This is a genomic window from Mesorhizobium sp. M1A.T.Ca.IN.004.03.1.1, assembly GCF_003997555.1.
Taxonomy (GTDB): domain Bacteria; phylum Pseudomonadota; class Alphaproteobacteria; order Rhizobiales; family Rhizobiaceae; genus Mesorhizobium.
In genome coordinates this window covers 14108-28323 of sequence record NZ_RZTV01000022.1, presented here as the reverse complement: position 1 = coordinate 28323, position 14216 = coordinate 14108, and the positions used below count along the sequence as shown (strand labels likewise).

General features: G+C 63.7%; 10 protein-coding genes. All 10 read left to right on the top strand.

Annotated features, from left to right (window positions below; translation table 11 throughout):
* Window positions 1–107: 107 nt before the first annotated feature.
* On the top strand, window positions 108–1304 hold the full coding sequence (locus tag EOD29_RS29690; RefSeq protein WP_127248700.1) for a DNA repair exonuclease: 1197 nt from the start codon (window positions 108–110) through the stop codon (window positions 1302–1304).
* Window positions 1301–4774 (top strand): AAA family ATPase, encoded by a 3474-nt coding sequence (locus EOD29_RS29685; protein ID WP_063169422.1) that lies wholly within the window; start codon window positions 1301–1303, stop codon window positions 4772–4774. Before EOD29_RS29690 ends, EOD29_RS29685 begins: the two co-directional genes overlap by 4 nt.
* Window positions 4775–5088: 314 nt before the next feature.
* Window positions 5089–6261: an FMNH2-dependent alkanesulfonate monooxygenase gene (ssuD, locus tag EOD29_RS29680; RefSeq protein WP_127248699.1), complete on the top strand. Its 1173-nt coding sequence runs from the start codon at window positions 5089–5091 to the stop codon at window positions 6259–6261.
* The gene (locus EOD29_RS29675) at window positions 6258–7676 is read left to right on the top strand and encodes an FAD/NAD(P)-binding protein (protein WP_127248698.1); all 1419 of its coding nucleotides are present in this window, start codon (window positions 6258–6260) and stop codon (window positions 7674–7676) included. The genes ssuD and EOD29_RS29675 overlap by 4 nt, the downstream gene beginning before the upstream one ends.
* A 163-nt stretch (window positions 7677–7839) precedes the next feature.
* A complete protein-coding gene (gene sfnG / locus EOD29_RS29670) occupies window positions 7840–8943 on the top strand; it encodes a dimethylsulfone monooxygenase SfnG (RefSeq protein WP_127248697.1) in 1104 nt (367 codons plus the stop codon).
* Window positions 8944–9057: 114 nt separating this feature from the next.
* The gene (locus EOD29_RS29665) at window positions 9058–9981 is read left to right on the top strand and encodes an ABC transporter ATP-binding protein (protein WP_127248696.1); all 924 of its coding nucleotides are present in this window, start codon (window positions 9058–9060) and stop codon (window positions 9979–9981) included.
* On the top strand, window positions 9981–10877 hold the full coding sequence (locus EOD29_RS29660) for a branched-chain amino acid ABC transporter permease (protein WP_164763866.1): 897 nt from the start codon (window positions 9981–9983) through the stop codon (window positions 10875–10877). The genes EOD29_RS29665 and EOD29_RS29660 overlap by 1 nt, the downstream gene beginning before the upstream one ends.
* A 2-nt stretch (window positions 10878–10879) precedes the next feature.
* Complete coding sequence (locus tag EOD29_RS29655) at window positions 10880–11920, top strand: branched-chain amino acid ABC transporter permease (protein ID WP_127248694.1); 1041 nt, start codon at window positions 10880–10882, stop codon at window positions 11918–11920.
* 85 nt (window positions 11921–12005) lie between these two features.
* Complete coding sequence (locus EOD29_RS29650) at window positions 12006–13346, top strand: ABC transporter substrate-binding protein (RefSeq protein ID WP_112126904.1); 1341 nt, start codon at window positions 12006–12008, stop codon at window positions 13344–13346.
* Between the two features lie 72 nt (window positions 13347–13418).
* Window positions 13419–14207: an ABC transporter ATP-binding protein gene (locus EOD29_RS29645; protein ID WP_127248693.1), complete on the top strand. Its 789-nt coding sequence runs from the start codon at window positions 13419–13421 to the stop codon at window positions 14205–14207.
* Window positions 14208–14216 lie beyond the last annotated feature (9 nt).

The following is a 14216-nucleotide window of genomic DNA, read 5'->3' as shown; positions in this document are numbered from 1 at the left end:
TTGTCGCTCTTGATTGCCCTGCTTCAAATCCGGCCGAAGCCGGTCGCCGCTTAGGGCTCGGATTGTTCACGGTCGACCATCTCGACTCGCCGCTTCGTTCGCTGGCGATGCGAAATCCCGATCTTGCCGGGCTGGTGGGCGACGCCAGCCGCCAGGCATTCGTTTCGATAGTGGATCTCTGCCTTGAGGAACGTGTGGCCGCGTTGGTCATTGCTGGCGACCTATACGATGGCGACCAGACTTCAATGAAGACAGCGCGGTTCTTGGGCGCGCAGATGACACGCCTGCACCAGGCCGGCATCATGGTTTTCAAGATCCGCGGTAATCATGACGCCCTGTCGCGGATTTCCAAACAGCTGGTATTTCCCGACACCGTTACCATCTTTGGTGGTCGTGCTCAGTCGGTATTGCAGACAGCCGGCGGTCTGGACGTCGTATTCCATGGTTTGAGCTTTGCGAACCCTAAGGCGCCGGACAGCCTGTTAACCAAATATCCGGCGGCTCGTGAAGGGGCCGTCAACATAGGCATCATGCATACCAGTCTGGCTGGATCGCCAGGTCACGACGTTTACGCGCCCTGCAGCATCGCTGACTTGCACGCCCACGGTTTCGACTATTGGGCCCTCGGCCACATCCATGCTCGCCAAGTCCATCCTGGCGCCAGTGCCGTGGTGATGCCGGGAATACCGCAGGGGAGGGATATCAACGAGGCCGGTGAGAAATCAGTCACCCTGGTGACGGTGCGCCACGACCGTTCGGTGGAGATCGAGGAACGGCTGACCAGCGTTGCGCAGTTCGAACGGGTGAGCGTCGACCTTACCGGAGCGGTGGAGTGGCCCGAGGCCGTCGCGCGTGTTCGCTTCGCACTCGAAGAGATGCGGGCAACCGTCCGATCGCGTCATGCTGTGGCTCGCATTGGCCTGACAGGAACGTCACCACTGATGTGGGCGCTGATCCGCGACAGGGACCTCCTTCTTGCCGAAGCCGAACAGGCTGCGGAACAGCTAGGCCATACGTGGGTGGAGAAGCTCGAGCTTGACCTCGCGCCGCCTCGGACGGAGACCGCCGAGGATATTGCTGATCCGATTTTCGAACTCGAGCAATCAATGCGTGCCGATGCCACCTCGGAGGCCTTCCGCGCTGAGGCGAGGGCGTTCGTCCAAAAGATGGTCGCCGACCTTCCGGCCGACGGGCGGGATTTTGCTGGGACGGACGAAGCCGGGCTGGAACAGTTCCTCGATCAGGTGCTTTCCAAGGGCGCGGACTTGGTGACTGCCCGCCTTAAGGCCGGTGGATCGTCATGAGGTTGCGGCGCCTTGACCTCATTCGTTATGGAAAGTTCACCGATCGTTCGATCGACTTCGGACCCAAACCGGAATCCGGACCTGATCTGCATATCGTGTTTGGCCTGAATGAGGCCGGCAAATCGACTGCGCTTTCGGCCTATCTAGACTTGCTGTTCGGCATCGAGGAACGGAGCCGCTACAACTTCCTGCACGAGTACAGTGCCATGCGCATCGGCGGGGTGCTGGAACTGGCCGGCTCCGAACACACGTTCACGCGTACGAAACAGCGCAGTAATTCGCTATTGAATGCGACGGGCCAACCGGTAAGCGAGGTGGCGATCACGGCGCATCTCGCCGGTCTGTCGCGCGACGCCTACACGACGATGTTCTCACTCGATGACGAGACGTTGGAAGCCGGCGGAAAATCTATCCTGGAGTCGCGGGGCGACCTCGGCAAGCTTCTGTTCACGGCCAGCGCCGGTCTTGGGAACGCAAGTGATACGTTGAACGCCCTCGAGGCCGAAGCAGACGCTCTGTATCGGAAGCAGGCGCATGGAACCGAACTGGCGCTGTTGAAGAAGCGCCTTGTTGACGTAAAGTCGCGCAGGGATGCGATCGACACCCTTGCATCAACCTACGAGGGCCTGGAGGCCGAACGTCTCGATGCAGCGCAGCAGTACGGCCGAACCATCAGCGATCGGGCGGTGCTGGTGGCCAGGCTGGATACCTTTGCTCGTTACGTGCGTGCTGCGCCGATGCTGGCGGATATCCGGCGCAAGATTGCCCGGCTGGATCAGCTGCCGGACATCGCCTCCCCAGCCCGGACATCGACGGGAAGTGTCACCGAACTGATCGATGACGATGCCAGCCTCAGAACGCGGCTGTCCGCAAACATCGACGAGACCGAGCGCCTGGCGGAAAAAGTCACTGCGGTCGACGAGGACGAACCGATCCTGTCGATTTCCGAACGCATTCGCGGGCTGGCGGAGAGCAAGGTGCGCCATACCGCGGCTGGCTTTGACTTGCCCACTCGCAGGATGGAGCTGCAAATCCTCAACAACAGCGTGGCGAGCTGCCTTGCCGCCTTGGGCCGATCTTCCGAGGCGGATCCTGGCGCGCTGCTTCTGCCTGCCGTCACCGTTGGCGTCGTTCGCGCCATGGTCGAGCAGAGGTCCGGGATTGCTACCGGGATGCGTGCCGCTCGCGACGAAGCCGCGGCGGCACTCGATGCGCTGCAGGTGGCAAGGCAGCGGGTCGGCGAGGAAAGGGCGGTGCCCGAACCTGCCAGGGCAAGGCTGGGCTCGGCTTTGTCGAAAGCGCGAGCAAGCGGACACCAGGCAGAGATTAGGACGGCTCGCGAGGCGGAAGATGCGGGAACAATCCGATGGAAGGCGGCGCTCGCGCGCTTGCGTCCATGGAACGGAGATGCCCTCGCTCTCGCCAACGTCGCGGTTCCGAGCGCCGGGCAGATTGCCGCCTGGAAGACGGTAGCGTCAGAACTGGCAAGGAACACCGCCGTACTTGCCGAACGCCTTGCTGAATACGAGGGCAACCATGCCATGCTCGCCGCACGATTGGATGCCCTTCGTGCCTCGGGCGACATTGTCGACGATGAAGCGGCTACCGCCATCCGCCGAGTTCGCGATGATGCGTGGGCAACGCACCGCGCAGCGCTGACCGGTGACACCGCTGACGACTTCGCCGTGGCATTGGCGCGCGATGACATTGCCAGCGCAGGCCGGCTGGCCGGCGCGGCGGATCTGGCTGAGATCCGGGCAACTACGCGCGAGCTGGCCGAGGCCGCGGCCAACCTGTCACGCAACGGCATCCAACGCACACAGCTCGGCAAGGATGTGGATACCCAATTGTTGGAAATCCGCGCGGCCGCCAGGGACCTGCTCGGAGACGCCGTGGAACCTTCGTCTGAGCGCCTGATCGAAAGGATCGAGGATCAGATCGAGGCGCGCAGCGATGCGCTCGCTGCCTGGGAGCAGATCGAACTTGCTCGCTTGAAGGCCGAGCGAGCCGCTGACGCCGGCGAGCAGATACGCTTGGAAATGAGAGCAGTGCTGGGAAGCGTCGGCATTGTATCAGAGTCCAACGACACCCTCGAAGCAATCATGGCCATCGCGGAGCCGTTTCTGGATCGGCAGCGCAAGGTGGACGCCGAGTATGCCGAGGCGCTCAGAATGGTGAGCTCCAAAGAAGAGGATCTAGCGGCACGACGGGTTGCAGTAGGTGTGGCGGAGCGTCGCGAGGAGGAATGGCTGGCCGGCATTACCGAAGCACTCAAGGGAACTTGGCTCGAAAGCGGGCTCTCCGCATCCGGCGTCGGCACTGTGCTCGATCAATTGGCCGAACTTTCAAGAAGCCTGCAGGAACGGGACGACCTGCAGCTGCGTATCGACAAGATGGAGGCCGACAGGGCCAATTTTCTGGTCGAGGTCATCGCCGTTGCGGTTGAAGCCGACGAGCCGACGAAGGATACCGACCCGGAGCAGTTGGCCATCCGCCTTGCCGAGCGCCTAGAGCGTGCCGAGCGGACACGTGAAACGAAGGCAAGCCTCGGCAACGACCTGAAGCGCCTCAAGGAGGCGCGCGACATCCTCGACACTGAGATTTTGGCACACGAACGCCGCAAGAACGAGGTGCTGGGCGTCTTTGGTGTCGCCACTCTGCCCGAGGTAGTCGAACGCGATGAGCTGTTGCGTGAGCGCGATGGCTTGCGCACCACCGTCGCCGAACTTGAGGAACGGATAGTGGCGGAGCTCGCGGTCGACGGATTCGAGCAGGCCCGCTCGATCCTGGACGCGATCGATTTCGACGGCCTCGCGGTCGAGAAGGCTGAGGGTGAGCAGCGGCTTCGCCTGTTCGATGAAACCATCCAGCAACAGCTGATCCGGCAGACGCGCGCGGCCGACAAGCTGGACGCCATCGGCGGTGATAGTGCGGTTGCACGCCTGGATGCTGAACGGCGCACAACCCTGCTGGAAATCGAGGAGAAGGCCGTTCGCTACATAGAGCTGAAGCTTGGCATCATGTCGGCTGGCAATGCTTTGCGGATCTACCGTGAGAGCCATCGCTCCGGCATGATGGCGCGCGCATCAGACGCGTTCAAGCTAATGACGCGTGGCCAGTATTCGGGGCTGACAACCCAGCCTGTAAGAGGTGGTGAGGTTCTCATTGCTGTGCAGGGTGACGGGCAATCCAAGGTCACCGAAGCGCTTTCAAAGGGTGCACGATTTCAGCTGTACCTTGCCCTAAGACTCGCCGGTTATTACGAGTTCGCGCAATTTCGGCCCTCGGTCCCATTCGTCGCCGACGACATCATGGAGACGTTCGACCATATTCGCTCGGAGGAGGTTTTCAGGCTGTTCGGAGCGATGGCAAACACAGGTCAGGTCATCTACCTGACGCACCATAAGCATCTATGTGAAATAGCTGAGGCTGTCGTACCGGGAACGAGGATCCATCAACTCGCACAGTAATTTTCTCCGGAATACGTGAACGAACCAGTGAAGGACGCCGAATTTGACGGCAAGTATGCGCCTCATCTCAGACATACGGGCTGGCATCACTCTCGCCCAGAAGCAGACCTTGGCGCGACGACGCTCAACTCCGATACGCGGCTGCGGCCGCCCCGCATTAAACCGGGTGTCCTTCGATAAGGAAATTTCACCCTCTGGTTCCGAAATAGAAAATACAATCTCTACAGGTGAACTAGACTTATGCTTGATGAGCGGCCAGCGCGCGGCTGGCGCCACTGGTAGGAAAATCATTTGCCTCATTGAGCAGGATGGACATGGCTGCCGAAATCCCCGACCGCATCAAAGTCCTGTGGTTCCTGCCGACCCATGGCGACAGTCGCTATCTTGGCACCTCGGAAGGGGGCCGGGCGGTCGACCTGCCTTATCTGACGCAAGTGGCGCAGGCGGCCGACACGCTTGGCTATTACGGCGTGCTCCTGCCGACGGGCAGGTCCTGCGAAGATTCCTGGGTGATCGCGTCGGCCCTGGCGCCGCTGACAGAGCGGTTGCGTTTCCTGGTCGCGGTGCGGCCCGGCCTGCAGTCGCCGACGCTCGCGGCGCGCATGACGGCAACGCTCGATCGTATCTCGAACGGACGTCTGCTGATCAATGTCGTCACCGGCGGCGATCCGCTGGAGAACAAGGGCGACGGCATCTTCCTGTCGCATGCCGAGCGCTATGAGGTGACGCAGGAATTCCTGCAGGTCTACAAGCGCGTGCTGAGCGGCGAGACGGTCGAGCATCAAGGCAAGCATTTCCGCATCGAGGATGGCCGCCTGCTGTTCCCGCCGGTGCAGACGCCCTATCCACCACTCTATTTCGGCGGGTCTTCCGATGCGGGATCGACCGTGGCGGCGCAGGAGATCGACAAATATCTGACCTGGGGCGAACCGCCGGCCGATGTCGGGCGCAAGCTCGACGGCGTGCGAGAGCTCGCCGAAAAGGCCGGCCGCAAGCTCTCCTTCGGCATCCGCCTGCATGTCATTGCCCGGGAGACCACAGAGGAGGCGTGGGCCGCCGCCGACCGGCTGATCAGCCGGCTCGATGACGCGACCATCGCCTCGGCGCAGAAGGTTTTCGCGCGCATGGACTCGGTCGGCCAGGCGCGGATGAGCGCTTTGCATGGCGGCGACCGGGCCAAGTTGGAGATCGCCCCGAACCTGTGGGCGGGCGTTGGCCTGGTGCGCGGCGGCGCTGGCACGGCGCTGGTCGGCGATCCCGCGACGATCGCCGAGCGCATCGACGAATATAGGCGGCTCGGCATCGATACCTTCATCCTCTCGGGTTACCCGCATCTTGAAGAAGCCTATCGCTTCGGCGAGCTGGTGCTGCCGCATTTGCCGACCGAACATCAGGTCAAGGCGCCCGGCTCGTCCGTCAACACCGGTCCTTTCGGTGAAACGATCGCCGGCGACCATCGTCCGAAATCGCTCGCCAGCGCCTCGTGAACGCGCTGCCGCCCCGGCCGCGCAGCCATGTCGCCATTCTCGGCGGCGGCTTCTCCGGCGCAGCCGTGGCTTGGCATCTCGCGCGCCAATCCGCGCGGCCATTGATCACTATCATAGAGCCGCGTGCGTTCCTCGGCGGCGGGCTGGCCTATTCCAGCGAGGAGCCGTCGCATCGCGTCAACGTGCCAGCGTCCAGGATGAGCCTGTCGCCGGACGAGCCGGAGCATTTTTCGCGCTGGCTGGCGCATGACGGCGAGGCCGGGCGCGACCCGGATGCGGTATGGCGCAACGGCGACATCTTTCCCAGGCGCCAGGTCTTCGGCCGCTACGTTGCCGAGCAACTGGCTCCGCATATCGCCAGCGGAGCGATCCGCCATGTTCGAGATCATGCCAGCGACGTGAAGCGCAACGGCGACGGTTGGATCGTGACCGCTTCCGGTCAACCGATCGCCGCCGACATGGTGGTTCTCGCCATGACGCACCCGTCGCCCGATGTTCCGGCCGCGCTGGAGCCGATCGCCGATGCGGATGGTTTCGTGGCCGACGTCTACTCTGGCGATGCGCTCGGTTCGATCGCTCCCGAAGCGTCGGTGCTGATCGTCGGCTCCGGCCTGACCTCGGCCGACACCGTTGCCGAGCTCGATCGCCGCGGCCATCGCGGGCGCATCCTGGCCGTCTCACGCCACGGATTGCGTTCGCGCGGACACCCGCAGGTGCGTGGCGAACCTTTTGGCGATTTCACAGCCACGCCGGCCACGACCGCGCTCGGATTGCTCGAAAAAATTCGTTCGACGCTGGCAGTGGCCGATGCCGGCGGCGTCAACTGGCAGTCGGTCTTCGATCAGCTGCGGCTGCAGGGACCGGTGATCTGGTCCGCTCTCAAGGAAGATCAGCGCACCCGGCTGGTGCGGCGGCTGCGCGCGTTCTGGGACGTGCATCGCTTCCGCATCGCGCCGCAGGTCGAGGCGGTGCTCGATCGTCGCTGCACCGAGGGCACGTTCGATAATATCGCCGCGAGCCTTGTGGCCTCGAACGACGACGGAAACGGCCTGGCCATCACTTTGCGCCGACGCGGCCAAAGGCAATTCGAGACGATGCATTTCGACGCGGTGATCAACACAACGGGGCCGGCGCATGGCAAGATACTGCGGACCAATCCGGCGCTGCGCTCGCTTGGCGATGCCGGCCTGATCCGGATCGACAGCCACGGGCTCGGCATTGCAACCGGGCGCGACAGCCGCGCCGTCGGTCCGGACGGCGAGCCTGTGCCTGGCCTTTTCATTGCCGGGCCATTGGCACGCGGCACCTTCGGCGAGCTGATGGGCCTGCCGGAAGTGGCGCGTCACGCGCAAGCGGTCGCCTCGGAGATCGAAAGCCGGCTCGGCGCCCTGTCGTCGATCGTGAGCGGGCGCTGAAAATCCACGACGGTGCAGGCAAGCGAATTGGTATTTCCGTCCGGGCAGGGCCATCAAAACGGAAAATCCTACTTTGTATATATACTCAGTAGACTAATAATTAGCGGCGAAATCCGGCCACGTCCGGATCAATCGTTGGGACAGGCCAAACCGGGAGATCTCCATGCCTCAGAACGATCGTGACGCAGTCAAATTCGCCTATTGGGTGCCGAACGTCTCGGGTGGCCTTGTCATTTCGAACATCGAGCAGAGGACCAACCACTCGGCCGAGTACAACCGCAAGCTGGCGCAGGTCGCCGAGCAGGCGGGCTTCGATTATGCGCTGAGCCAGATCCGCTTCACGGCCGGCTATGGCGCCGATGAGCAGCATGAGTCGGTATCGTTCAGCCATGACCTGCTCGCCGCCACCAAGACGCTGAAGGTGATCGCCGCGATCCTGCCGGGGCCGTGGAACCCGGCGCTGGCGGCAAAGCAGCTCGCCACCATCAGCTATCTCACCAATGGCCGCGTCGCCATCAATCTCGTCTCCGGCTGGTTCCGTGGCGAATTTCATGCCATCGGCGAGCATTGGCTCGACCATGACGAGCGCTATCGCCGCTCGGAAGAATTCATCCGCGCGCTGCGTGGTATCTGGACCGAGGAAAGCTTTACCTTCCGCGGCGACTTCTACCGCTTCAACCAGTATTCGCTGAAGCCGAAGCCGCCGCAGCCGCTGCCCGAGATCTTCCAGGGCGGTTCGTCGCGCGCGGCGCGCGACATGGCCTCGCGCGTTTCGGACTGGTACTTCACCAACGGCAACACGCCCGCCGAGATCGCCAAGCAGGTCGACGACATCCAGGCAAAGGCAAAGGCCAACAGCCACTCGGTCAAGGTCGGCGTCAACGCTTTCGCCATCGTGCGCGAGACTGAGGAAGAGGCGAAGGCGGTGCTGGCCGAAATCATCGCCAAGGCCAATCCGGAAGCGGTCAATGCCTTCGGCCACGAGGTCAAGAATGCCGGCAAGGCCTCGCCGGAAGGCGAGGGCAACTGGGCGAAGTCGTCTTTCGACGATCTGGTGCAGTACAATGACGGTTTCCGCTCGAATTTGATCGGCACGCCGCAGCAGGTCGCCGAGCGCATCGTCGATCTGAAGCGCGCCGGCGCCGACCTCATCCTGCTCGGCTTCCTGCACTTCCAGGAAGAGGTCGAGTATTTCGGCAAATATGTCATCCCGCTCGTGCGCGAGCTGGAAAACGCGGAAGCCGCGGCGGCGCTCGCCGCAGAATAACAACGCCAGCCGCCGGCCGGAGACACTCCGGCCAGCCGACGATGATGAACCGCGCGCCGGTCGGGCGCGCGGCCGGGACCGTGCGTGCCTTCGCTACAGTTGGGGAACGATGGAATGCCGATATCCAACCATGCTTTCGGGGCGATCGAGGCTTCGGTCTATGCGCCGGAAATCTTCGCGCAAGGGCTGCCGGCCGCTCAGCGGCAGGCTCACGGCGACAGGCCTCGACAGCCTGCGGCGGAAGATGCCGCGCCGCTTCTTGCCCTTGAGGGCATAGGGCTGTCTTTCGGTGGCGTGGTGGCGCTGGCGGATGTCGATCTGTCGGTTCGACCGGGTGAGATACGCGCCATTATCGGCCCGAACGGCGCCGGCAAGAGCTCGCTGATCAATGTCATCAGCGGCGTCTACCGGGCTGATCGCGGCCACGTCCGGCTCTACGGCGCGCGCTATGCCCAGGTCCCCACGCAACGGCTGGCGCATCTCGGCGTCGCGCGTACCTTTCAGAACCTCGCTCTGTTCAAGGGGCTCAGCGTCCTCGACAATGTCGCGTCCGGCCTCGCCTACAGGACAAGATCCAACTTCGCCGGACAGATACTCGGCATAGGCCGCACCCGCCGCGAGCAGCAGGAGCAGCGCGGGCGCGCCGACCAGGTTCTCGAATTCCTGCACTTGACCGAAGTCCGCGACCGGCTGGCCGGCACGCTGCCCTATGGCCTGCAGAAGCGTGCCGAGCTTGCTCGGGCGCTGGTCGCCGAACCGCGGCTGCTTTTGCTCGACGAGCCCATGGCCGGCATGACGGCGGGCGAGAAGAGCGAGATGGCGGCCTATGTGCGCGCCGCGCGCGACCGCTTCGCCACAACCGTCGTGCTGATCGAGCACGATGTCGGCGTCGTCATGGGCCTGTCGGACCGCGTCGCCGTGCTCGACTACGGGCGCAAGATCGCCGACGGCACGCCGGACGAGGTGAGGAACGACCAGCGCGTCATCGACGCCTATCTCGGCGTCGCCTCCGACAATGAAGAGGGGGCAGGCATATGATCGGCGACTTCGACTACCAGTTCTTCCTCGAAGTGCTGACCGGCGGCCTGCTCTCGGGGGTCATGTACTCGCTGGTCGCGATCGGCTTCGTGCTGATCTACAAGACCTCCGGCGTGCTGAACTTTGCGCAAGGCGCGCTGCTCCTGTTTGCAGCGCTGACCTTCGTTAGCCTCGTCGAGCGCGGCGTCCCGTTCGCGCTGGCCCTGGCCGTCACCTTCGCCATCATGGTGGCGCTCGGCATCGGCATCGAGCGCACGGTGCTGAGGCCGCTGACCAACAAGCAGCCGATCACGCTTTTCATGGCCACGCTAGGCCTCTCCTATATCATCGAGGGCGCAGCCCAACTCATCTGGGGCACGCAAGTCCACGGCCTCGAGCTCGGCATCGAGGACGTGCCGCTGGAAGTCGGCGGGGTGCTGATCAGCCAGTTCGACATCTTCGCCGCCGCGGTGGCCGCGGCCATGGTGCTGCTCTTGTCGCTGTTCTTCCGCTACACCCGCATCGGCTTGAGCTTCCGCGCCGTGGCCGACGACCAGTTCGCCGCTTTAGCCGTCGGGCTCAGGCTGCCGCTGATCTGGGCCAGCGTGTGGGCTGCGGCCGGCCTCGTCGCGCTGGTGGCCGGACTGCTTTGGGGCGCGCGCCTGGGGGTCCAGTTCTCGCTGTCGCTGGTGGTGCTCAAGGCGCTGCCGGTGCTGGTGCTTGGCGGCTTCGATTCCATCCTCGGTGCGATTGTCGGCGGGCTTTTGATCGGCGCCAGCGAGAAGCTCGCCGAGGTGTATATCGGCGACTATTTCGGCGGCGGCATCGAAAGCTGGTTCGCCTATGTCGTGGCACTCGTCTTCCTGCTTGTCCGCCCATCAGGCCTGTTCGGCCAGAAGCTTGTCGAAAGGGTCTGACGATGAGCGCCATCACCACGCAATTGGCTCCGGCCGCCAGCCTGCCGAAATGGCTGGCGCTGCTGCTCCTCATCGTCTTCGCCTATGTCGTCATCCCGCTGATCGGCAACTCCTACCTGTTCGAGGCGATCCTGCTGCCTTTCCTGGCGCTCAGCCTCGCGGGCGTGGGGCTGAACATCCTCACCGGCTATGCCGGCCAGGTGTCGCTCGGCAGCGCCGCCTTCATGGCGGCCGGCGCTTTCGCCGCCTATAATTTCAACCTGCGTATCGAAGGCCTGCCGCTCGTCGCCAGCATCATCCTTTCCGGCCTCGTGGCCGCCGCGATCGGCATCGTCTTCGGCCTGCCCAGCCTGCGGCTGAAAGGCTTCTATCTGGCGGTCTCGACGCTCGCCGCGCAGTTCTTCGTGCAATGGGCGCTGACCAAGTTCAGCTGGTTCTCCAACGACTCGGCGTCAGGCGTCATCGATGCGCCGAAGCTTTCCATCGCGGGCTTCGAATTCGACGGCGCGGTCGGCCGTTATCTCTTCGCGCTTACCGTCGTGGTCGTCATCACCTTCCTCGCCCATAGGCTCGTCACCTCGCAGACTGGGCGCAACTTCATTGCCATCCGCGACAACGACACGGCGGCGCGCATCATCGGCATTCCGGTGCTGAAGACGAAGCTGCTCGCTTTCGCCATCTCGTCCTTCATCATCGGCGTCGCCGGCGTCATCTGGGCGTTCGCCTATCTGAGGACCGTGGAGCCGGCGGGCTTCGACCTCGACCGCTCGTTCCAGATACTGTTCATCATCATCATCGGCGGGCTCGCCTCGATCCGCGGCGCTTTCCTGGGTGCCGCGCTTATCGTCGTCTTCCCGCTGGTGCTGTCGCGCCTCGGCGGCTTCCTGCTCGGCGACCTCTTCGATTCCGGCGTGCTCGACATGAGCCAGCGCATCGTGCTCGGCGCGCTCATCATCCTCTTTCTGATCCTGGAACCGGACGGGCTGGTCGCCCTCTGGGACAGGGTCCGGAGACGGCTCTCGCTCGCCTGGCAATCGCGCTGAGACCGGTTGGCAGCCCCGCGCTCCAACACTGCAAGCATTCAGAGAATGAACCGGGCAAAAGGCCCATACTGGAGAACCTCGAACCATGACCTTCCTCAGCACAGTCAAGGCGATTGCCATCTCGGCGGCGCTGGCGGTGTCGGTGGCCTTGCCGGCCGCCCACGCCGACGAGCAATATTTCCCGCTGCAGAGCTATCGCGTCGGGCCCTATGCGGCTGGCGGCACCGGCTTCTTCGGCGGCTTCATCGACTATCTCAACCTGATCAACATCCGCGACGGCGGCGTCAACGGCGTCAAGCTGACCTGGGACGAGTGCGAGACCCAGTACGAGGTCGAGCGCGGCGTCGAATGCTACGAGCGTCAGAAGAGCCACGCGGGCGCGGCCGCCTGGAATCCGCTGTCGGTAGGCATCGCCTACGCCATGATCGACCGCATCACCGCCGACAAGGTGCCGCTGATCACGGTCAATCACGGCCGCACCGACTCCACCGACGGGCGGGTCTTCCCTTATGTCTTCCCACTGCTGCTCAATCCCTACAGCGAGACATCCGGCATCGTGAACTACATCGCCGCCAAGGAAGGCGGCATCGACAAGCTGAAGGGCAAGAAGATCGTCGTGCTCTATCACGGCTCGCCCTATGGCAAGGAGACGATCCCGATCTACGAGCTCCTGGCGCAGAAATACGGCTTCACCGTGCAGCAGATCGAGGTGCCGCACCCCGGCAACGAACAGCAGTCGCAATGGCTGACGATCCGCCGCGCCAAGCCGGACTTCGTCGTGTTGCGCGGCTGGGGCGTGATGAACCCGGTGGCGCTGAAGACGGCGGTGAAGGTCGGTTATCCGGTCGACCACATCATCGGCAATGTCTGGTCGAATTCGGAAGAAGACGTCATCCCGGCCGGCGACGCGGCCAAGGGCTACACCGCCATCACCACGCAGGCTTCCGGCAACACCTATCCGGTGGTGCAGGAGATCGTGAAGACCGTCTACGGTGCCGGCAAGGGCAACCTCGAGGACAAGTCGCGTATCGGTTCGGTCTATCATAACCTCGGCATCGTCAACGGCATCCTCAATGTCGAGGCGATCCGCATTGCGCAGGAGAAGTTCGGCCATCGCACGCTGACCGGCGACGAGGTCCGCTGGGGCTTCGAGCACCTCAAGCTCGATCCGGCCAAGGTTGAAGCGCTGGGCGCCAAGGACCTGTTCCACTCCATCAATGTCAGCTGGGACAACCACGAAGGCGAGGGCTACGTGACCTTCCAGCAGTGGGACGGCAAGAAGTGGAACGTCGTCTCCGACTGGATCGCCCCCGACTGGGCGTTGCTCAGGCCGATCATCGAAAAGTCGGCCGAAGCCTATGCGGCCGAGAAGGGCATCAAGCCGCGTACCGCAGCCGATGCCGAAGCGGTGGCCGCCACCAACTGATCCAACGGACCGGGCGCCGGACTATACTGCGACGCCCGGTCATCCACTTCGCAGACATCAGGGAAGCGCGCGATGCCGGGCAATGACGTTATCCTCGCCGTGGACAAGATCCACGCCACCTACAATCACGCCATCACGGCGTTGCACGGCGTCAGCTTCGAGATCAGGCAAGGCGAGATGCTGGCGCTGCTCGGCGCCAACGGCGCCGGCAAGACCACCACGCTGAAAGCTGTCTCCAACCTGCTGCCAGCCGAGCGTGGCCAGATCAACGCAGGCACCATCCGCTATGATGGCCTGGACGTCTCGCGGCGAAAGCCGGGCGACCTGGTGCGCGCCGGGCTCGTCCAGGTGCTGGAAGGCCGCCACTGCTTCAAGAGCCTGAGCGTCGAGGAGAACCTGGTTTCCGGTGGCATCGGCCGCAGCGGCAGCCGCGCCGAGATCAATCGGGATCTGGAACGGGTCTATGCCTATTTCCCCCGCCTGCGGGAAAAGCGCCGGACATTGTCGGGGCTGACCTCAGGCGGCGAACAGCAGATGACGGCTATCGGCCGGGCGCTGATGTCGCGACCGCGCCTGCTTGTCCTCGACGAACCGTCGATGGGGCTTGCCCCGCTCATCGTCCAGGACATCTTCCAGACGCTTAGAAAGCTGAACCGGGAGGCCGGCCTGTCGATCCTGGTCGCCGAGCAGAATTCGGCGGTCGCGCTTGGCTATGCCGACCATGCCACAGTGCTCGAGAACGGGGTCTCGGTTCTTTCCGGCGCCGCCGCCGGCCTGCGCCAGCGCGAGGATGTGCGCGCCTTCTATCTCGGACAACAGCCTTCGCCCGCCCAACCAACCCATCTCCACGCCGTCGTGTGAACCGAATCC